The sequence below is a fragment of the Bartonella massiliensis genome, assembly GCF_902150025.1.
Taxonomy (GTDB): Bacteria; Pseudomonadota; Alphaproteobacteria; order Rhizobiales; family Rhizobiaceae; genus Bartonella; species Bartonella massiliensis.
Window position 1 is genome coordinate 15,636 of the sequence record NZ_CABFVS010000041.1, and the last position, 20,939, is coordinate 36,574.

At 36.2% G+C, this 20,939-nt stretch carries 14 protein-coding genes, 2 tRNA genes and 1 pseudogene; 6 read left to right on the forward strand and 11 right to left on the reverse strand.

Translation table 11 applies throughout. The features are described from left to right. Positions 1-1,147: 1,147 nt before the first annotated feature. Entirely contained in the window at positions 1,148-2,017 is an 870-nt protein-coding gene (locus FNZ60_RS08540) for an N-acetylmuramoyl-L-alanine amidase (protein WP_142417194.1), read from the forward strand. Between the two features lie 526 nt (positions 2,018-2,543). Here FNZ60_RS08540 and FNZ60_RS09785 read toward each other — a convergent pair. Together FNZ60_RS09785 and FNZ60_RS08545 are read right to left on the reverse strand one after the other, a co-directional pair. Beyond that, on the reverse strand, positions 2,544-2,690 hold the full coding sequence (locus FNZ60_RS09785) for a hypothetical protein (RefSeq protein ID WP_185913552.1): 147 nt from the start codon (positions 2,688-2,690) through the stop codon (positions 2,544-2,546). 1,242 nt (positions 2,691-3,932) lie between these two features. Next, a complete protein-coding gene (locus tag FNZ60_RS08545; RefSeq protein ID WP_142417164.1) occupies positions 3,933-5,165 on the reverse strand; it encodes a porin in 1,233 nt (410 codons plus the stop codon). A 342-nt stretch (positions 5,166-5,507) separates the two neighbouring features. On the opposite strand from FNZ60_RS08545, the gene FNZ60_RS08550 reads away from it, so the two are divergent. Both FNZ60_RS08550 and FNZ60_RS08555 read left to right on the forward strand, forming a co-directional pair. After that, a tRNA-Ser gene (locus FNZ60_RS08550) sits at positions 5,508-5,598 on the forward strand. Positions 5,599-6,051: 453 nt separating this feature from the next. Then, positions 6,052-6,280 (forward strand): annotated as a pseudogene (locus FNZ60_RS08555) (Arm DNA-binding domain-containing protein); the annotation flags it as partial. Positions 6,281-7,721: 1,441 nt separating this feature from the next. Here the strand turns inward: FNZ60_RS08555 and FNZ60_RS08560 are convergent. Together FNZ60_RS08560 and FNZ60_RS09790 are read right to left on the reverse strand one after the other, a co-directional pair. Next, positions 7,722-8,942, reverse strand: coding sequence for an MFS transporter (locus tag FNZ60_RS08560; protein ID WP_142417165.1), 1,221 nt, complete (start codon positions 8,940-8,942; stop codon positions 7,722-7,724). Continuing rightward, positions 8,943-9,272: a hypothetical protein gene (locus tag FNZ60_RS09790; RefSeq protein WP_185913554.1), complete on the reverse strand. Its 330-nt coding sequence runs from the start codon at positions 9,270-9,272 to the stop codon at positions 8,943-8,945. Positions 9,273-10,611: 1,339 nt separating this feature from the next. On the opposite strand from FNZ60_RS09790, the gene FNZ60_RS08570 reads away from it, so the two are divergent. The 3 genes from FNZ60_RS08570 to FNZ60_RS08580 all read left to right on the forward strand — a co-directional run bounded on the left by FNZ60_RS08570 (position 10,612) and on the right by FNZ60_RS08580 (position 12,083). After that, a complete protein-coding gene (locus FNZ60_RS08570; RefSeq protein ID WP_142417166.1) occupies positions 10,612-11,202 on the forward strand; it encodes a hypothetical protein in 591 nt (196 codons plus the stop codon). Positions 11,203-11,445: 243 nt separating this feature from the next. After that, positions 11,446-11,898, forward strand: a complete 453-nt coding sequence (locus FNZ60_RS08575; RefSeq protein WP_142417167.1) for a hypothetical protein — start codon at positions 11,446-11,448, stop codon at positions 11,896-11,898. Beyond that, the gene (locus FNZ60_RS08580) at positions 11,895-12,083 is read left to right on the forward strand and encodes a hypothetical protein (RefSeq protein WP_142417168.1); all 189 of its coding nucleotides are present in this window, start codon (positions 11,895-11,897) and stop codon (positions 12,081-12,083) included. The genes FNZ60_RS08575 and FNZ60_RS08580 overlap by 4 nt, the downstream gene beginning before the upstream one ends. A gap of 1,483 nt (positions 12,084-13,566) precedes the next feature. Here FNZ60_RS08580 and FNZ60_RS08590 read toward each other — a convergent pair. From FNZ60_RS08590 to rnpA, 7 genes are all read right to left on the reverse strand, one after another. Further along, positions 13,567-13,651, reverse strand: a tRNA-Leu gene (locus tag FNZ60_RS08590). A 407-nt stretch (positions 13,652-14,058) separates the two neighbouring features. Then, complete coding sequence (locus tag FNZ60_RS08595) at positions 14,059-14,679, reverse strand: 2,3-bisphosphoglycerate-dependent phosphoglycerate mutase (RefSeq protein ID WP_142417169.1); 621 nt, start codon at positions 14,677-14,679, stop codon at positions 14,059-14,061. A gap of 17 nt (positions 14,680-14,696) precedes the next feature. Next, positions 14,697-15,506 carry a 4-hydroxy-tetrahydrodipicolinate reductase gene (gene dapB, locus FNZ60_RS08600; RefSeq protein WP_142417170.1) on the reverse strand — a complete coding sequence of 270 codons (810 nt, stop codon included), beginning with the start codon at positions 15,504-15,506 and terminating at the stop codon, positions 14,697-14,699. A gap of 1,679 nt (positions 15,507-17,185) precedes the next feature. Beyond that, positions 17,186-17,878 carry a glutathione S-transferase family protein gene (locus FNZ60_RS08605; RefSeq protein WP_142417171.1) on the reverse strand — a complete coding sequence of 231 codons (693 nt, stop codon included), beginning with the start codon at positions 17,876-17,878 and terminating at the stop codon, positions 17,186-17,188. 140 nt (positions 17,879-18,018) lie between these two features. After that, entirely contained in the window at positions 18,019-18,663 is a 645-nt protein-coding gene (gene yihA / locus FNZ60_RS08610) for a ribosome biogenesis GTP-binding protein YihA/YsxC (RefSeq protein WP_142417172.1), read from the reverse strand. After that, the gene (yidC, locus tag FNZ60_RS08615; protein WP_142417173.1) at positions 18,660-20,516 is read right to left on the reverse strand and encodes a membrane protein insertase YidC; all 1,857 of its coding nucleotides are present in this window, start codon (positions 20,514-20,516) and stop codon (positions 18,660-18,662) included. Before yidC ends, yihA begins: the two co-directional genes overlap by 4 nt. Beyond that, a complete protein-coding gene (gene rnpA / locus FNZ60_RS08620; protein WP_142417174.1) occupies positions 20,506-20,898 on the reverse strand; it encodes a ribonuclease P protein component in 393 nt (130 codons plus the stop codon). The genes yidC and rnpA overlap by 11 nt, the downstream gene beginning before the upstream one ends. Between the last annotated feature and the right edge of the window lie 41 nt (positions 20,899-20,939).

A 20,939-nucleotide genomic window follows, 5' to 3' on the forward strand; every position in this document is an offset into this window, starting at 1 on the left:
AGGAGTAAATTAAAGCCTGTTATGGAGGTGGGGAAATGTGTTGTATAAAAAGCTGAAATATTTCTCTAGTCCATTGGCTGGTACATTATTTTCCTTATTTTATAATGTTGGATATTTTATAAAGCATGGGCTTTTTTGTGGCCTGTAAATCAGTATTCAATCTTTAATGGTCCAGCATGTTTTTTTAATATTAATATATTTCAGCTTGTTAGGGTATATTCAGTTTTGTATGCTAGACATGTTTGTATACTAGATATGGGGCAGGGGGAGATGGCGCGCTCTATTTGTGGAATCTCCAAAATGAGCATACGTCTCATTTTGCAAGAAGATAAAAGTGCAAAGGTGAAAAGCAGTTCCCATTTTTATTATCATTCTGTCATTTTGCTTTAAAGCTTTCAAAAAGATTCCACAGCTGTCTCTTTAAAAAAATGAAGGTGTCTATTGCCTTATGCTTTTGTTATGCATGTCTTTTAATGGATTAATGCTTTGTTTGGAATGATTGTTGATTGTTTTATAACTGAAATACAAATCTTTTCTATCGTAAGCTTTTCTTATTTTAAACTTTGATACATTAATCAAGATCCATGTTTCTTGTACATTACAAGGGGGGCTGTGTCGATAAAACGCGTAAAGAACAAGGACAAAAGTGTTTTATGAATCCTCTCAAGGGGCAGAGAGCGTGCTGTTTCGTTAGCAGTCAATAAGCTGTTGTAAAGGCTTCATAAAACTTTATTCCTGATGTTTGTGTGTGGTGCGTGCACGAGATGGTTGTAGGGCTTGAGGCGGTAATATTTTTTTCATTTCATAACAGGAACAGCTATTTTTACTTTAAGATATGACAATTTAAGGCATCATCATTTTACACTTTCATTTTTTTCGATTGATCGTCTGTAGAATTTTTTTAGAAAAATATGTGAGAGGGTGTGTTTGTGGATGCTATCAAAAATATTTTGTGCGTGTGTGTACGAGGCGAAATAAAAATGTGTTTTTATTGTTTTAGAAGAGCGTTGGTGTTTTGGATAAACAAATTTTTGGCATAATTCTCAGTATCTAAATGGAAGGTTTATTGCAATTTTTTTCAACAGTGCGTCTTCTATTTGTTGTGATGTGCGATAGTTTTTATACAAGTGAAAAAGAAAGAGCCTTTATGTATCAGATTGATTACAACAGTTATCGTTCTGTCAAGAGTTTTAATCGTCGTGTTCGTTTTCTTGTCATGCATTATACTGCCATTAATTTTAAAGCCTCGGTCATGGCACTGACAGGAGAAAAGGTTAGTGCACACTATCTTGTTCCGGATCCTTCAGAGCAGACATATCGTGAGGCAGGATTTAAGGATATGCGTATCTTTAATCTGGTTGATGAAAACGAGCGTGCATGGCATGCGGGTGTGAGTTCATGGGCTGGGCATAGCCATCTTAATGATTCATCTATCGGGATTGAAATTGTTAATTTAGCGACCGGTCGTTCTCAGCCTTCAGAAGAGGGGGGGATTGGGAAGGATACACACACCGTAAAGCCCGTTAATGATGAAAATGGATTGCCGGCTCATGTTGATTTCATGGCTTGCCATAATGAGGCGTTTAACTTTCCTCCTTATAATCCCATACAAATTGATGCCGTTAAGGAACTTGCATTGAATATTCTTCAACGCTATCCTGATATTATGCCAACGGATGTTGTGGGGCATAGTGATATTGCCATTGGCAGAAAAAGTGATCCAGGTGCTGCTTTCCCATGGAAAGAACTTTATTGGGCAGGGATAGGGGCATGGTATGAGGATGAACAAAAAAGTCACTATCAAGAACAATTTTCTAAGAGTTTTCCGTCCAAAGAGGAGGTGTTGGCAAAGCTGAAATGTTATGGCTATGATATTTCAGTTGCCTGTACTGAAATGGGATACAAAAATTTAATTCGAGCTTTTCAACTTCATTTTCGTCAAGAAAATTATGATGGGATTCTCGATGTTGAAACAGCGGCAATTCTTTATGCGTTGGTTGATAAATATTTTTCGTGAATTCAATGTGTTTGAATTAAAAGATATTTTATGAGGATATGGGAATATTTTTTGTTTCTTAAAAGAATTTTCCTTTCGCTGATTAGCTTCATATAAAGAAGAGCTTTATCGTTTTAAAAATCGTATGCAGGGTATAAGCTGTTTCATGGAAAGATATGTTATGATTGTCGGTGAGTCTTTTTATTCTTAAGGCAAGCAATTTTTTTGCCTATTGGTTTGATAAAGTTTCTTGATTGTGTAAAAACTATGTACAGAGGCATTTTTTAGAACGGCAAGCTTTTACAAAAAACTTTATGGTTGGCAGAGATTGCGTTTTGCTATTTCTTTGTCTTAAGGCTATTTTCTTTTAAAACTGTAAAGTTGCGCTGTTAAGTAAAACAAAACGCCCCCCAGTTGCCAATTTACGTGCTTTTTTTAAAAGAAACATTTCTCAATGCTCTTAATCCCGTTTTACGACAGTAGTTTGTGAAGGGTGTCATGATCAAGCCCCATGAAAGAATATAAAATCTATAGAGCACCAGCATTTTTATGCTTGATGAATAGGCTTATAAAGAAGTACGCCAGCACCATCACATACTTGCCTTTGAGTGTTGCGGGCCATCCCTTGGGTTTGTAAGACGGTTGATGAAAAGCCATTTTTAGTTCTTTTTGCTTTAGCAATTTTTACCTCCACACGACCATCCCCGCTTTTGACGTGCAAGCCAAGTGATATGAACTGATTTAATATGAGAGGGGTTGTGATGAGAAAGTCTTACGATATTCGGCGTTATAATTCAAGGTAAAAATGATTATTTATCATTATAAATCAATGTATTATTGCCATTCGAGGGGCGTGCTCCTTATGCAAGATAGAATGGCTCAAAAAAATGGATTCTTATTGTACGTTTACCGGTCTGTTTTGAAAAATATTTTTTTGTGAATGTCATGCACATATTTTATGTACGGCATTTGTAAAGGATATATAATCACTTCTGTAAAGTGTGTCATCTATAGCGCATCGTTATCCTTACGCTTCATAAAAAATCAAAGGGGGGCATCACACACTTTGCCAACGTCCAATGTTGCGACAGTTCTTAATTTTTGAACGTTCTTATTATAGGCATTTGGTGTTCTTTGTTATCCAAATTTTATCCACATGGATTCTTGCTTGTGGTGTGTACAGAAAATAATTTTGATTGATTCAATATGGAAGGCTTTGAAATGAGAAAATCCTACGGCATTAAGGTTTCTCATTCAAGTTAAGGAACAATGAATTATCATGATCAATCAATGTTCTGTTTGGGGTGTTTTGTCTGTTTTTAATATCTTACCCTATTATGCCATAAAACACCGTCATTGAAATTAAAAGGGGTGAGAACATAAAGAATAGAATACTTAAATATATTAAGTATTTTAAAAATAGAGCGTGTAAAGATTCAAGGTAAGACTTTTCTGTAGAGCCGCAAGATATATCATCAGTAATCAGTCAATTGATCTCCCTCGAGCAAGTCGATTGTTTTTTTACAAAGCTAATGTTGGAAGGAGCCTTCGTTCTTTGAGCGAGGAGGATGCGGTCTTTGTTCCGTGCCGTTAAGCTGACTCTTTAGGATAAAACTTATTCGAGAAGATTATATCTAAAATGACTAAGGGTAAGATATAAATGACAAAAGAGAGCTCAATTGTGAAATAAAGTAAAGGGGAACGCTTTAAAGAGTAAGGAAGAAATTATTGGAATTGATGAATAAACCCCGCGTAAAGCCGCTTTTATCAAGTACATCAAGTTTATTTTCTGAAAATGTTTTTATAAAACTGAAGCTGTTTTTGTCAGAAAGATTAAGAAAATAACGATCAGAGAAAGATGCTAATGATATGTGGTTTCAAAAATAAAAACTGGCAACATCAGTTACCAGTTTTTCAAAGCTGTAGCCTAATAGAATTAGAATGAACGCTGTAAACGGATCATACCTTGGAAAGCACTTTTTCCATGAAAGAAATGTTTTTCATTATTATTTGCATCTTTTATAACGCGGTCATCGTTCCAAGAAACATAGGTCAATTCAGGGGTAATTACGAACCCTGGAACCAACGTGTATGCAATATTGACAGATGTTGCAAAGGTTTTTACAGCACTATAAGAAACTTGAGCATTCAAATCTGCTTTTGGCGTGAGTTTGTAAGTCGCACCTGCCCAAGCAGCCCATTTACCACCCCAGTTTGCATAGATCGTTGTGCTTCTGCGTGATAATTCACCTGGATTATCTTTATCTTCTGTGTAGTAATCGGTACCATTTTTATAGCCAGCCATTACCCATAGATTGAAACGATCGTTAACATTGAAATCCGTACGGATTTTTCCAGCCCATTTTTTGTAGTAAGCATCGTAGGCAGCAACGGCTGAAAAACCACCCCATTTTTGCATAAACTTTATACCCAAAACAACATTGGGGGTGTAGTTTTTAATTGCTTTACTTGGAAGAGTATCGTTTGTTAGAGAAACAAGTTTACCATCTTTCTCAATATATTGACCCACATACTCGTCGTTTCCACTTCTTAATTCTGCTACTCCAGGAAGTTTATCTGCGTTATTGCCTATTTCAGCGCCGATAATAGCAGAAAAGCCGGAATCACCATTAAAGGTATAGGAAATAAAATTGGTGCGTGTTGTGCCGGCAGGCGCTATGCTGTCATCATTGAGAACATTTCCATAACCACCAACCCAGGTGTTGAAAATGGTATCATCAAGACCTACACGGAAACCACCCAATTCAATATAAGCGGCTGAAAGTCTTGCTCCAGCTTTATTGGTACCATCACCCCAGCTTGAAAAAATTCTTGCATATGAACGAAGAGTTCCCATTTCTGTTTCAGAAGCGGCTTGAAAAACAAGAGTGAGCCGTGATGATGCACTATAGGTTTTTCTTTTGTTTTTCAGTTCAGTTTCGTTGGTTGCATCGATATTATCACCGCCGATAAAATCAGCACGAACACTTCCTGATAAACGCATGCAGGTTTCTGTTCCAGGGATATAGAAATATCCTTTTCCGTAGGCGTCACAAACGCGAATATATTCTACTGGTTCAGGTTCGGCCACAGGGGCTGAAGCAGCGTGTGCTCCGGAAATTGCTAAAAAAGCCGCTGTAGAGCTTAAAAAGAGGGATTTTATATTCATATGGAATCTCCGAGGTCCGTTTTTTTTTAAAATTTAATCTTTTCTTAAAGAGAATTCTTTGTCTAATAAGAGAATTTCTTTGCCTAATGCATTAAAGACAAAGCAAAACACGCGATACTCATTGTTCTAGCTATACTAATCTTTATTAAAGTTTCAAATATGAAATTACTTTTTTGTAATGTATCCATGTACTATTCTAGATGATGTGGTAAAAAAGACACAATTTTTGTTTTGTTAATTTTTGTTCTCTATGAAATCAATATAAGGAAAAAAATTCAAATATTTGGGAAAAAAATCGAAAATGTCTTGAACTTTCTGTTGATACCATTTATGCCTCTCCTTGGAGAGGTGGCCGAGTGGTCGAAGGCGCTCCCCTGCTAAGGGAGTAGGGCTCAAAAGGCTCTCGAGAGTTCGAATCTCTTCCTCTCCGCCACTATTCAATAAAATCCTAGTGTACATATACAAGGTGTATATATGAAAATGTATTATATATAAAATCAGTGTATGATATATGTGATATAAAGGTGAGGAAAGTTGGCTTCCTTTAACTTTTTTAACTTGTTTTTCTATCTCCTTTGCACCTTTTTGTCGTTTTTTCATTGCTTCTATTGCTAGCCGTTGATGATTTGTGCTCTTTGTTTCAAGAAATTCCGTATTATCTTTAGTCCAGCCAAACAGTGTTTTCATTCACGCAAACTTAAGGGTTTGCAGGCAAGAGGTTGATTTGTAATGATAATCTAGCGTTATTCATATTGAATGAGAGTTCCGAATAACGTAAGATTCCCTTATTTCCAATCTGCTTATCTTGAATCAATCAGAATCACTCATTTGCACATAACAAGTGGAATGAGTGTGTGGATCAAATTTGGATAGGAAAAGACTCAAAATGGTTCTTATGAATCGGCTTAATGCAAGATCTGTCGCAACATTGGGGGTGGTAAATATAATGATGGTTCTGGCTTGTTACTTCATAAGCGTAAAGATGGGGGTGCTCAATGGATGTACCGTTATACCATTCACGGTCGGCGCCACGAAATGGGCTTGGGTGCGCTTTGAGAGATGTCTCTTTAAAACAAGCCTGTGAATTGGCAACTGGGTGGCGTTCTGTTTTACGGAGCAGCGTGTAGAGCCGTTTGTTTTTTCATATCGGGGGCTTGGTGATATTTCATAAAACAAGTGTCAAAAACTTTTTTTAAAAGGGTGAAAAATTAAAGTGAAATCAATCAGAGATGTTGCAATTCCCATAGGCTCCATGCAAATCGCCATACCAATTTATCTTTATGCCGATTTATATAAAAGGAGCATGATCTCGTGAAAAAAAAACGTGCGAGAACGTCAAAGGATTTATTTCAAAATTTCAAAGGCTTTTATTGATAAAAGAAGGCGAAACTTTGTTATCAGATTGATGTTTTATCTTTTTGAGCGAAGAATTGCTGAAAGACTTTTATGAATATAAGAAACAGCACGAACGCCGATAAGAATTAAGCAGATGTAAAGCGAGATGTGTTCGGGATGTTATTTTAAATGTGTTTTATATCATCTATTATCATTTCCAATAATTGGGGGGTATATTTGTTGTTTGATGACGTTGTTTGCTAAGCTTTTGCTTTTTCTATGGTGGGTCAAATCAATACCGACTTTTAACACAGTAGCATAGGTTAAAGATAAATATTTAAGGCGATTGATTGCTTTAAACATTGCATCTGCTCTTATAGATTAAATAGGGAAAAGATAGGGTAACTTGTTAGCAAATCATTTTTTTTAAAATGGGAAGATCATTTCATTAAAAAAATATGAAAGTGGAAAAGATAGAAATCAGTTTCCATCTTTATCATCACCTTCATGGATTTAGCTTTACAACTGTCACGAATCTTTAACAGTCGTATTCGTTCAATAATGGAGATTATGTACTTCACGCTTTTGTCTATTCCGTTTAGGAGTATACGCCCCGCGTGTTGCCAATGGACGTATTGCCAATGTATGTGCTGGTTTGAAAGAGATCTCTCTCAACACTTCCAAGCTCATTTTGCAATATGGTATAAAATGCAAAAGCTTTGGTGAATTATAGAAAGCTCGCATATCATTTTGGGACTTGTTAAGAAACAAGGTGCCACAAATCTATATTTGCTGCCATGTTGTCATAGGCTTTATCTATGAGCATTCATAAGTTTTTTCTTTTCTCAATTGTTTTTACTCAACAGAAAAATAGTCAAAAATATAAAAAAGCTTAATAAAGAAAAGAACCGCCTGCCAATGAAAAGCTTGGATCAAAAATCCACAATGAAGAAGTGCAAGTGCTGACGATATTCCAATAAAAGAAAAAATAGTCAAATGTGTTTTTTTCGTTTATGATGTGCAAACAAAAGATTTTGATTATTTCAACATAAAAACAGATGTGAAAAAAATCTTACGATATTTGAGTTCGTATAAATTATTGCTTTATGGATGCGTTGTCTGTTGAAAGCTTGATGTGTCAAAGGTTACAAGAAGCCTAGATCTTTTTGAGAGAAAATCTTAAAAAACATCGTCGATGATAATTTTATCGTTTTCCTCTTATCAAGAAGTGTGAGCGTGTTTCATCCATCTCATGACGATTACACCACATAGGAAAAAAGTAAGGGTCGGTAACATGAGGTAATAAGAGGGCGCAACGTTTGCAGGAAGAAAAGAAATAATACTTAATACGGTGATTGAAAATATTCTTCCGCTAAAAGATACCGCACCAACAATACCGGAAATATGTTGCCTTTGTGTTTGATTCAGTTCGGAGAAAAATAAGCTTTTTGCTCCTATCGGTACCGTGCAAATAAATCCATGGATTAAAGAGAAGGCAATGACTGATACCGCCGTTTGATTGCTATGGACGAAAAAATAAAGTGCGATGCACATCAGAAAAGAAAAGAAGGAAAAATATTTGATAGAGTTCTTATATTTTTTATCAAGAACATGATATTTTGCCATCAGTAAATTTGAAAAATACTGTGCTGAAAAGGCTCCAATATGACAGCACATAAGGACCAACATTTGCGAACCATTAAGGTGAGCAATTTTTTCCCCCTTGCCAAGGATAATTGGTTGCCAGAAATGATAAATAATCTGAATTCCAGCGCTAAAAAGACACATGAGGAAAATAAACCATGCGTCTCCTACGGTGTTTTGAAAGATCCACAGCGTTTCCTTGGCATTATGCAAGATTGTTTTTGTTTTATGTGTTTCAATCGTTGTTTTCTTTTCTTCAGGAACAATAAGGAAGATCAAAAAAATAATTCCCATCATGAGGCATGAGAGAATATATCTCATAAAATATTGTCCAGAATAATAGATCGTTCCAATGCCTACAACCCCACTGAAAATACTTCCGAAAGAGTTCACTTGGTGATAAAGATGAGCATAATGCGAAAAGTGATCATGTTGATCACCAAGAGAATGGTAAATCCAGCCGTCAATGGCACTGACAATGATGCAAATGCCTGCCGCATAGAGAATTTGCGCAATAATAAGCGCTGTCATATTAGGGGCTTGAAGACAGAGAAGATAAAATATTCCGGTCATAAAGACGCCAGCTATTACGGAATATTTACGTCGATATCTGTCCGCTAAAACAGCACAAGGAAAATCAAGCAGCAGAATGGTTGTGGAAAAGACAACTTGAAGCAGCGCCAGTTGCGCGAGACTAACTCCCATCGACATTAAAAAAATCGCATGGTAAACACCAATGAGCATACGTATGGCATTATAGGAGCCATAGGTGAGAGCAAGGGTGCGTGGTCTATTCATTTATGTTGTTCCACAAACCTTACAGTGAGGATTTTTCTTTAGAGAACGTTCTTCTATGAAGAGTTGGTTGCTCCATATTCCTACACGGCGATCAGTGGAAAGAAGGCTGCCATAACCGCCCAAAAATTTCAGAGCATCATTGGCACACATGGCGGCTGAAAGAGCATTCACAGGAGGAAATATAGCCACTTTGAAGTTATTATTAATCGTAACACAAGCGTCATAAATAAGATGGTCGCTTTTTTCCGGAAGACTGCCTATAGATGAGCTACATGCATAGCAACCAGTTTGTCCAGGTATATAAAATAGACCAAAGACAGCTATAGTCATTAACGTAACCGGAATTTATAGAGGCTTGTTTATTCTTTACGCACCATTCATTGATCCATAGTCCTAGCTGATCAGGTGAAGCAGCAGAAATGATCCATAAATCAGCTTTGGGTAATTTGTTGATATCCTTTTTTTCAGTCACCACCATTTGTACCCCCATTTCTCTTTGACTGTTTTGCTGTTTCAATTTACGTTAAAACAACAATTGTTTTTCAGAATCTTTCTCTTTTATTCAATAAAAAATTATCTTGCAAGGTTCGTCACTTTGATGACATCATTATTAATAAAAGACAATTTCCCATGCATCAGAGGAGGTATTCCTATGCATTAGAGGATACAAGCATTGCTGATTCATCATTAAATTCCCCCTAAAATGATGACACTTTTTTTTGCAAAAAAAATATGCTGAAAGCAGGCTCAATGCCTAGTATAACTTTGAAGGTGAAGATGATATCCTAAAAGAGCACTCTTAATAGAAGATAATAGAAGAAATTCTTTGATCGGGCAGACAGAGCAAAACAATCGCTCAGAATAAAAAAGCCCAACACATGATTAAAGTCTTTATCTCATGATGAATAATGACAAATTTTAAATTTCATTGATGCTCTTTTTTGTGATCTGCTGCGCTTTTGTGACCCACTGCGCTGTAAAAAAGGTTAAACTCTCCCAATTTATGCCTCTCATTTATCATTGATCATAAACATTTTTAAAAACTTGCTCTAAAACGGCATCCTTTTACGAATAACAATATATACTGTCTCTTAAATTATAATCTTGCTTATTCATGTGCCTCTGCTGATAAATCAACTGTTCTTTAAAAAAATCCGCTTGAGAAAAATGCAGCCTATCCGTTTCATACTTGATGATCTTTTAATTAATTTAAGGAAGATAATATAGAAAATGAATAATTTTGAATTTTTGTAAAAAAAACGCAATTTTTTACGGCTGCTGTTGGAATAAACAAAACTCTCTTAAAAGGAAACCTCTATATCATGGCTTTTATACCATTGATTGTGTTTCATCCATTTTGATGAATGCATCAATTTCATAATTGTTAATATATAAATTAATCAAAATATTAGTTTTGATTAATTTATCATATCATTTTAAATTCTTTTTAAAGCCCGTATAAAGTGATTAAACTTCTCGTATAAAATAACAGAAAAGTTTATGGTTAATCTGTTGAATAAATTATTTTTATCAGTTTATTTAGTTTATAGAATATTTTATTGGTATACAGCTTATCATTTTTATCATAGATTATCATTAGTAGATTTAATAATTTTTATTATATATATTTTGATACGAATTTAGGTATTTTGTACGAGAAAATAGAAAAATGTTTACAAAAAAAGTTCCGTTGAGAGAAAGCTTATTGCTAGTCCTGTTTTTGCTGACATATCTTATGTCCGTCTCGTGTGGCTATACTGGCATAAGTGAATTCTTTTGTTCTAAAGTCGTTAAGGAACGGGATGATGCTATTGAGAAGTTAGCTTCAGTTGAGTTTGAAAAAGCAAATGCCGAACGGGGATGGAACGATACAATAAGGTTATTAGGGATAGTGGTAGAGGATTTGCAGAGAAGTGCTCTTGAACAGCAGGAGTTCCATTTGGCATTGCTAAAAGGGATGCCAAATAACAAGCAGCTTGCTTATAAATATGAGCTAACTCAAAAACGGAATACAGCAATTTTTGAGCGAATAAAGAAAGTTCTTACTTTATTTGAACATGTTGAAAAACGAACAGAAGCTTTTCGAATGCTCAATGAAGCGAACAAACTTCAGAACCAATCTCAGTCATTAGATGATTTAAAAGTGATATCTCAACATGACGAACATATTAATAAATTAAATAAAGAGCTTGAGAAGCTGGGTCATGAAATTGATGGTTTAAACAACAAGCTTCAAAATTTGAAAAAAATATCGGGATAAAGGAACAGCAGTTGTCCATTGATGCCATGGAAAAGAAGGCATGAAATGTTCAATGATTTTATTAAAGAAGGAATGAACGGTGGGATTTGCCATAATACTCACTCTATCCGTTACGGTTATTATAGGAACTCTTTGTTTTTTGTGTAACAGGAACTGCGAAAGAGCCGAAAGAGCGCGACAGAAAAGATATAGAGAAGTAAAAGAAACATGCTCTGAAAATGAAAGAAGAAAATGAGTTCAATTATGACAATACAAGCCCCCCAACCATTGTGTGAGACACTTCAAAATCCAGATAATAAGGTTTCGGGCGTTTCTTCAGCATTTGACAAAGAATCGAAAGTTTTAGCGTTTAAAGAAGCTATGGTACTTTCATTGAAGGACTATAAAATAATTTTCTTCATATTTGTTATCGGTTTAGCAGTGGATTCTGTTATCCAGGTGTTTTACGAAGACATTATCCAAGTATTTGATGTGGCTATTACCCAAACATTGGATGGAGTCAGAGAGTTCGATATTCTGACTTTTATATGTATTTTGATCCTATTTATTTTGATCTGTTGTTGCTTGGCTATTCCGATTATTTTAATTTTACACATACGATTGACGAAGAAGTTGAAAAAAACACTTCAGCAGTTAGAAGACACTCTTCAGCAGCGAGATAAAGCTCTTGCGCTACAAAAAGGGAGAGAAAAATGACAGCTCTTATGATATTATTTGTTTTTATAAATACAATTATCGATTGTATTTTTCAGATAGCAATCATTATGCTTTGTTATTCTTTTACGAAGCGTTCAAAATTGTATAAAAAGGTTATTGCAGAATTAGAAAAAGTGACAAGAGAGCGAGATGCAGCAGTCGAGGGATTATTCGAGAAACAATAATAAAAGCAGCACAAGGTTCGAATTTTTTTATGGAATACGTTTTAATTTTAAGCATGGAGATGTGTAATAGCGGTGATTGACGATACCATCTAATGGTTTAGATAGAACAAAAGAAGAGGGGGGACAAAACTCAAGGTGTGTGATTAGAATTTTTCTCATGACAAGTAATTTTACACTCTATGTTTCTAAGTTTTTTTCTTGATCCATGGAAGTGTGAAAAATAAACTCTCCCAATATTATTGAGATAAACTGTTTTGAGCTTGCCACTCAGCAGTATTCTCTTGTATGAATGAGAATGTGTACGGAGATTTTTAAAATGCATTTCTGCTTCGTTATAGTCTGTATAATCCATTTTCTTTGAACTGTTACGATTTATCATTTTGTGCTTATTTTCCAATTTTGAGGATTTGAAGTTTAGTGAATTGCGGGGTATTTTGTTGGATTATAAATAACAAAGCGTAAAAAATTGTTTTTCATCAATCATGATATCGGTTGTCGAAATATAATATATGAGCCCATTTAAGGAGCGTCTTTTTGTTGGGGGGGAGAGATAATGATTATCAGACTTTATGATTAAGGGGCTTTTATCTTGATTTAACAGGCTTTGTAGGGAAATTAAATTTTCCCTTATGATTTTAAAAGATATAGTTTTTTAACATGAAAGCCCCATCTTATTTTGAGGTACGAATGATTGTCATGAGAGAGATTTTTAGAGACTTGTATTTAAAAAAAGTAAAGCTCTTTTAAAACACTGGTAAAGTCAAAAAAATATCTCGAAAAGACGTTTTGATTTGCAATCATTGAGCGAAATCTCAAAAGGGTTTGTTCGATTTACAAGAATATTTTTTCTTCTAACAAAACTTTTTAGATGTTTACATCATTTGGTAAAATTTTACGTAAACTTTGCGATCACTCAGAACAGCTTTTAAATATGGTTGAAATTAGACTGTATCTGTAGCGTTTTTGTCTTCTGTCGAAGTTGGCAAAAAAATCAGCACCCATTAGTATAGAAGACAAAAATCATAGAGCTGTATGCCTTAGATCAAGAGAAAGTTTCTCTGTTAGAAAAGAAGCCTATATATCTCAAAAGAGTTTCACAATCAAAACTTCTGATTCATTTAGACGTGAAGCTGCTGGCATGCTTTTTAGAAACTTAGAGAATTTTTCACAAAAGGACTTAATAAAATTTAAAAAACTATTGGAGAAATTCAACGAAAAAACAGGCGTCTTATTATAGGGGCATGTTGCAAAATCCTATTCCAGAACCTTATTATGTAACCCCTAATTATTAAAAAATATAAATAAAGTCAACTTGTTATACTATACAAATGATTTGAACTCTCTCATTCACAATCGCAATATATAGATAATGGTGCAATTTGGTAACGTTATGAATTTTATATATTAGGTGGTTCAAAAGGTGGCTTTATTTTTAATAAGTTTTTGTGAGCTCACTGAAAAAATACAAAAAAACGCTATTGAATGGTGCCCAAAAGAGGACTCGAACCTCCACGCCTTGCGGCACAGGTACCTGAAACCTGCGCGTCTACCAATTCCGCCATCTGGGCTCATAAAGTTCATCTAAGCTTGTGAAGCAATTCTGTCAATAAAATTATCGATAGTGCTGTCAAACATTATGTTTTGGTACGGGGTGGTAAAGCTACTTTTATGTATATCATGTATGGTATAAAGTGTCATGTTGTTGATACCTGATTTTCGTTTTTTATTCATCAAGGATAAAATAACAAAATTAAACGAAAGAGTGAGAGCGAAACTATTCGGAAAACCAAGAAGCCCATGAGTTTTTACAAGTAAGTGCATGGCAAGAGAAATGCATTTGATGGACAAGCTGATGGACCTTTAGGGGGGAAAGTTGAAAAATTTATCCTTCATCGTGGGGAGGAGAGGGAGCTGTTTATTTGAAAGTGGAACAGTATTGGATGATATTCTCTCACTCCATTCAATTTTTAAGAATTTAAGGTGTGATGATCGTCTTTGATGAAATGGTTGAATCGGGATTAAAGGTGTAAATAATAGGAATGCCGGTTGCTAATTCTTGAGAGATAATTTCTTCACTGGTAAGACCTTCAAGCGCCATAATAAGAGCACGAAGAGAATTTCCATGCGCTGCGACCAAAACAGTTTGAGAGCGCAAAATATGTGGCTGGATATGGTAAAGATAATAAGGCCAAATGCGTGCACCGGTATCGCGTAGGCTTTCTCCATTCGGGGGGGCGACCGTATAGGAGCGGCGCCATATTTGTACCTGCTCTTGCCCCCATTGTTGGCGCACTTCATCTTTATTTAAACCAGAAAGTTCACCATAATTACGTTCATTTAATGCGGCGTTTTTGATCACTTCTAAATCGGATTGTCCCATTTGTTCTAAAATATGCTGAGCCGTTTTTTGGGCACGTTGTAAGGCTGATGTATAAGCAATATCAAACTTCAAACCAGATTCTTTCAGTTTTTTTCCTGCTGCTATCGCTTCGGCATGACCTTTTTCTGTTAAGTCAGGGTCTTTCCAACCGGTAAAAAGATTTTTGAGATTCCATTCACTTTGACCATGACGGATGAGTACAAGTGCGCGTCCCATTATGAATTTCCTCTATTTTATTGATTGTTTAATCCCAAGACATCGAGCATTGAATAAAGACCTTTTTTATGGTTTTTGGCCCACAAAGCTGCTTTTAATGCACCATTGGCAAAGATGGAGCGTTCTTGCGCTGTATGGGAAAGAACAATGCGCTCATTTGAACCGGCAAAAATGACACTGTGTTCGCCAACAACCGTTCCACCGCGTGAACAAGAAAAGCCAATGGAGCCTTTTTCGCGTTGACCTGTATGCCCATTGCGTTCATTGACACGTACATCTTGCAGCATAACATTGCGACCTTCAGCTGCAGCTTTCCCAAGAAGAAGAGCTGTTCCAGAAGGGGCGTCAACTTTGTTTGCGTGATGCATTTCATAAATTTCGATATCAAAATCATTGGCTTCTAATGCTTTGGCTGCTTTCTTTACAAGGTTGGCTAAAAGATTTATTCCAAGGCTCATATTTCCGGATTTGACAATTGTGGTATATTGGGCAAAATCTGCAATCTTTTCTTCTTCTGTTTGGCTAAATCCTGTGGTGCCGATAATATGGACAAGTTTTTTTTGAGCAGCATAATCAGCATAAAGAATACTGGCTTGGGGTTGTGAAAAATCTAAAATACCTTCTGTATTTGAAAAAGCATCTTCGGGATCATCGGTGATGCGAATTCCAAGAGAATCTGAACCAATTAAGGCACTGACATCTTTTCCTACAAAAGATGAACCTTTGCGTACAAGAACAGCACAAAGCTCTACATCTTTCCTCTGTCGGATTGTTGTAATGAGTTCACGCCCCATTCTTCCATTTGCACCAACAACTGTAAGGCGCATTTTTATCTCCTTGTGATACTTTACTGCCCCGTAGTATAGGCAAATTCTTGTCTTCTTTCCAAGGGTTCTTTTTCTTTATAGGAAAAATTTTTCTGCTTTAATTTATTCTTTTGTGTCGTAAAATTATCTCATTGAGAATAAATGATCTAAGATCTATAAATTTACAGAGAGAGGTTTTTTGTTATGTTATGTGATGGAGAGCGAAAGGCTTATTTATAAAGCCTAAGGAAGGTTGCGCACGTGCTTTAATTTTATTTCTTTCGTTCTTTAGTGGGGCCGCGATCCTCATGCACCACGGTTCTCATGTAAAAGAAAACGCCATTGATTTGCACATTCACGGGCTTTTTTTAAGAAATATTTCTCAATGCTTTTAAAGTTCATTTCACGATGGCGGTTTGTGAATGGTATAATGATAAATCTATTGAGCGCTCACATCTTTACGCTTGTGAAGAAGCAGTTCGGTATCATTGTTATATTGGTCCAACCTTTGAGTGTTACAGACCAACCCTTGTGTTTGTAAGACGGTTTATAAGAGCCATTTTTATGATACAGTTTTTATCTGCACACTCAATCTCACTTGTAATGTGCAAACAAGAGATACAGATTTAACATGAGAGAATCTTACGATATTCAAGGTTCTCATTCAAGTTGAATAAAGATAAATCATCATTATAAATTAATAGATTGTCCTTATGTGGAGGTGCATTTCTCATAATAGAACACTCCAAATAAAATACACTTCAAGGGGCAATTGATTGCGCTTGTCTTAAAAGAAAGAGGGTCTCAATGCTCTTAAAACTCATTTTATGATGAGACGTGTGAAGGCTAACGATAAAGCCTAATAATATAAAATCTATTCTGCACCACTACGTTTCATAAATAAGAGAGCACTCTATGTTTGTTCAGTCGGCAATATGGCTTGACAGCCCTTAGGATTTGTAACGATTCATCGGTATTTTTATTCTTTTTTATACAATTTTTTTCATATACTAATCCCAGTAGTGCTGTAGAAGAAAAAGATTTTAATTGATTTAAATGCGAGGAGGATCATACGTGAAAAATATTGGGAGTTTATGATGCAATTTAAAAATTTATCATTTTGCATCAATATTTTTTATTTATGGATAAAAAACACATAGAAGGGGGAAAACAGAAAGGTATCTGAGACGCTGAATTTTTGATACACGGGCGTTGGTCGGATTTTTTATCTTTTAGGCAAGCGTGTTGAAAAAATTGTTCTTTTGTAAAAACGTATGATGGCGCTAGGGCGCTTTTTTTATTTAGAGTAAAGAGTTATGTATGTTATGGAATGCATTTTTTTCATATATTGGGGAGGAAATCAAAGGATAATATGTGCTCAGTATTGTTATTTTAGTTTCTTCGCTTTCTATGGTGCTACAGCTCTTGTCTTTAAAGAGAGACTTTCAAAGCCTTTGTTAAATATCTTTATCTCTAAACTGATCTTTTTGTGATACGGCAAAAAAGACTTTTTGGGATGTATGATAAGAGGACTTGAAAATAAAAGATTATGATGGATTCTGTTTTTTTGTTTAATAGGAGTGTGAATTAATCTATTTTTGTTTATAGGTATGCATATTTATACGTAAGCGTAAAAATTCATAAACGGAGAAGTTTCTTTTAGGCAAAAGATCACTTTTATTTTTGTTTATGAGAAGAGACTAGAAATCAAGATCAGCATAGTGAGCACTTGCAACAATTCCACGGACACGATCTGTTAAAAGAGAACGAAAAGAAGGGCGTGATTTAATCCGCATGTACCAGTCTCTGGCAGCAGGGGATTGTTCCCAGTCAATTTCTCCTAGAAAGTCAAGGACAGAAACAGAAGCTGCCGCTGCTAAGTCTGCATAGGATAGAGTAGAACCCACTAAGCTATCGCGAGAGGCACAAAGCCAATTAAGATAGTTCATATGGGGGGGAATATTAGCGCGAGCATTGCGTAAAATTTGTGAATTGGGAGCGCCACCCCCAATGGCAAGAGGCATTTCACGTTTATGGATTCGTTCTCGTACAATATGGCGCGTTGCTTCATTTTCAAATTTATTTAAAAACCAGTCATTAAGGCGGCGTACTTCTGCACGATCTAAAGGATTTTCTGGAAAGAGTTTATTTTCTTGTCGTAAACTTCCATGGGTTTCATCTAAATATTCGCAGATAACAAAGGGGCCTGATAATGGAACCTCCTGTTCATCGAGAAAAACAGGAACATGACCACCAGGATTGAGAGCAAGAAATTCGTGTCTTCTGGCCCATTCATATTCTTCAATCAGTTGCGTGGTTAAACCATATTCCCCAAGAATGAGGCGTATAAAGCGCGAAGCAGTGGATAGAGGAGAGTGAAAAAGTGTCAGCATAATTTACACAATTAAGTAGAGTTGATGAGAATTCTTTCAAGTCATCTTTTTTTATAAAGATGCTTGATTGGAAGTACAAGATCATTAGCAGTGGCTCGTAATTATGCTTAATAAATTGTTAAGAATATGAAGGTGTTCTTTTATGCAATGCTTTGCAAAATGGCAGTACGTAATTCTTCCAAACCGTATGCTTTTTCTGAAGAAGTGGCAAGGATCTGTGGATAAGCGGCTGGACGTTTGAGAAGTTTTGTTTGTGTGGTCATCATTAATTTTTCCAAGGCATTTGATTTGATTTTATCACTTTTTGTCAAAACAATTTGGTAAGAAACAGCCGCTTTATCAAGGAGTGAAAGAACATCTTCATCATTATTTTTGATTCCGTGCCGTGAATCAATCAAGAGGTAGACACGTTTTAAGGTTGTGCGCCCCCGTAGATAACTAAAAATCAAATTTGTCCACGCATCAACCAGATTTTTAGGAGCAGCAGCAAAACCATAACCAGGCATATCGACCAAAGCGAAAGGAGGAAGATCTTCTTGTTGTCCACTAAAGCCATCGGGGACAAAATAATTAAGCTCTTGAGTGCGTCCTGGTGTATTTGAGGTCCGTGCTAAGCCTTTTTGCTGGACGAGTGCATTGATTAAAGATGATTTTCCAACATTGGAACGTCCTGCAAATGCGATTTCGGGTGGCCCTTCAGGGGGGAGAAAGCCTATTGCAGGGACACCACGAATAAAAATCCAATTGCGAGAAAAAATTCCAGAAAGGGAAGAATCTCTCGTCATTTCTGTACTTCTTTTGCAGCCTGCACTTCTTTTTTGGGTGATTTTCTCCACATGGCTTTTAAATTATCAAATAGCTCAATTTTGGCTCCTTGACGCTTCATTATGATACCTTGCTGAATGATTGACAATATATTGTTCCATGCCCAATAGATGACAAGACCAACGGGGAAAGAGGCAAGCATAAAAGTAAAGACAACGGGCATCCAGGTGAAGATCATGGCTTGGGTTTGGTCTTGCGGAGCGGGATTCATACGCATTTGTAAAAACATCGTTATTCCCATAATCAAAGGCCATGCACCAATCATAAGAAATGCTGGCGTTGTGTAGGGCAAGAGGCCAAACAAATTAAAAAGAGACGTTGGATCAGGGGCTGCTAAATCTTTAATCCAGCCAAAGAAAGGGGCATGGCGCATTTCAATGGTGATATAGAGAACTTTATAAAGAGCAAAGAATATTGGAAATTGAACCAACATTGGCCAACAACCGGCGAGGGGGTTAATTTGTTCGGTTTTATACAGTTCTATGATTGCTTGTTGCTGTTTGTTTCGGTCATCGGGATATTTTTCTTTTATTTCTAGCAATCGCGGTTGCATCAGCTTCATGCGTGCCATAGATTTATAAGATTTATTGGCGAGAGGGAAAAGAAGTATCTTTAAGAGCACTGTGACAAGAAGGATGGCAATACCAAAATTTCCTGTTTGCTTATAAAGAATGTCGATGAGAGCAAACATGGGTTTGGTGATGAAATCAAACCAACCCCAATCGATTAAGAGAGCAAACTTATTAATTTTTAGATCATTTTGATAGTGATTAATAATTTCAACTTGTTTTGCACCTGCAAAAAGACGATTTGTAACGGTTTTTGTTTCATTAGGGGCAATCGTTAAAAGCGATCCTAGCAAGTCAGATTGATAATGCGTTTGCAAACGATCAAAATAAATAAAACGGCCTGTATATTCTTTATCTTGTGGGGGGATAACGGCTACAGCCCAATATTTATCCGTAATCCCAATCCAGCCTCCTGTGACTTTGGAAAAAGTCACGCTCTTTTGTCCATTATCAGGATTGGGATCAAGTTCTGCTAAGGTTTTATATTTTTCAGTTTTGAGAGAATCTCCCGCAATACTGATCATCCCTTCATGCAGCAAATAGGTGGCATTTGTATGTTCTGGTGGTGCTGCACGTGCAACGCGAGCATAGGATGAAAGATGTATCGGTTCATCGCTTTCATTGCTGATAGAATCCTTAATGGTAAACATGTAATGATCATCAACAGAAAGGGTGCGACGGAAGATTTGTCCTTGTCCATTATTATAAATTAAAGTGATGGGGGTTGAAGGGGTTAGAGTTTTATTGTTTCCCTCTATTTGCCATAGAGTATCAGATTGTGGCAAGGCTTTTGCTGGCAAAGATGCACTTGCAAAACCAAACTCAGCAAGGTAGGTCGTTTTGAAACCTTTAGGATTTAGCAAACCGATTTCTGGTGATTTTTTATCGACTGTTACACGATATCTTTTGAGGTGAAGATCATCAAATTGAGCACCAACAAGATTAATAGAGCCTTCAAGTTCATTGGTTTTGATCGCAACACGTTCTGTTTTGGCTAATACAGCTTTGCGAATTTCAGGAGTCATTGGTTGCTCAATGATTGAAGTTGCTTGATGCGTTGAGGTATCATCAGAAAAATTCGTCGTGGCATTAGAAAGGGTTGATTGTTGCTTTTGCTGTTGTTGTGCAATGATTTGTTGTTTTTGCAACTTTGCTTGTTTGGGAGCGACATGAAGAAATTGCCATGCGATAAGCACTAGGAAAGATAAGCCAATAGCGATGAAGAAATTGCGGTTATATTCCATTCGTACACCCTTGTTGTCGTTGCTGATGTTTTGTTTTTGGTTTTATTCGCCGATTTAATTCATTAATCAAAGAGGGGAAAGGGACATGTAATACATCACGATATGCCACAATGACATAGTCTGTTCCTGCTTCCATATGGTTTGCGACACCAATTCTTACGGCTTCACGCAAGCGCCTTTTGATACGATTACGTTTTACAGCATTACCGTTTTTACGCGTAACAGTGAAGCCCACACGTGCAACAAGAGAAGATTTTTTTTCTGTTGTTTGTTCACGAGATTTAACTTCGAGTAAAAAGAAAGGACCTCGTCGTTTTTCTCCTGTACGGACAGCTAAAAAATCTGCTCTTTTGCGAATGCGGCAGGGATGTTTTTTCTTCATAAAAGAACATTTCGCAATTTCACTAAATGCTTGGCTGACCA

What these genes read in the sequence shown, in the direction of transcription:
- FNZ60_RS09790 (WP_185913554.1), bottom strand. Translation starts at nt 9,272, where the DNA reads ATGACTATAGCTGTCTTTGGTCTATTTTATATACCTGGACAAACTGGT.
- FNZ60_RS08575 (WP_142417167.1), top strand. Translation starts at nt 11,446, where the DNA reads ATGACAATACAAGCCCCCCAACCATTGTGTGAGACACTTCAAAATCCA.
- FNZ60_RS08595 (WP_142417169.1), bottom strand. Translation starts at nt 14,679, where the DNA reads ATGGGACGCGCACTTGTACTCATCCGTCATGGTCAAAGTGAATGGAAT.
- rnpA (WP_142417174.1), bottom strand. Translation starts at nt 20,898, where the DNA reads ATGAAGAAAAAACATCCCTGCCGCATTCGCAAAAGAGCAGATTTTTTA.
- dapB (WP_142417170.1), bottom strand. Translation starts at nt 15,506, where the DNA reads ATGCGCCTTACAGTTGTTGGTGCAAATGGAAGAATGGGGCGTGAACTC.
- yihA (WP_142417172.1), bottom strand. Translation starts at nt 18,663, where the DNA reads ATGACGAGAGATTCTTCCCTTTCTGGAATTTTTTCTCGCAATTGGATT.
- yidC (WP_142417173.1), bottom strand. Translation starts at nt 20,516, where the DNA reads ATGGAATATAACCGCAATTTCTTCATCGCTATTGGCTTATCTTTCCTA.
- FNZ60_RS08605 (WP_142417171.1), bottom strand. Translation starts at nt 17,878, where the DNA reads ATGCTGACACTTTTTCACTCTCCTCTATCCACTGCTTCGCGCTTTATA.
- FNZ60_RS08580 (WP_142417168.1), top strand. Translation starts at nt 11,895, where the DNA reads ATGACAGCTCTTATGATATTATTTGTTTTTATAAATACAATTATCGAT.
- FNZ60_RS08545 (WP_142417164.1), bottom strand. Translation starts at nt 5,165, where the DNA reads ATGAATATAAAATCCCTCTTTTTAAGCTCTACAGCGGCTTTTTTAGCA.
- FNZ60_RS08570 (WP_142417166.1), top strand. Translation starts at nt 10,612, where the DNA reads ATGTTTACAAAAAAAGTTCCGTTGAGAGAAAGCTTATTGCTAGTCCTG.
- FNZ60_RS08560 (WP_142417165.1), bottom strand. Translation starts at nt 8,942, where the DNA reads ATGAATAGACCACGCACCCTTGCTCTCACCTATGGCTCCTATAATGCC.
- FNZ60_RS08540 (WP_142417194.1), top strand. Translation starts at nt 1,148, where the DNA reads ATGTATCAGATTGATTACAACAGTTATCGTTCTGTCAAGAGTTTTAAT.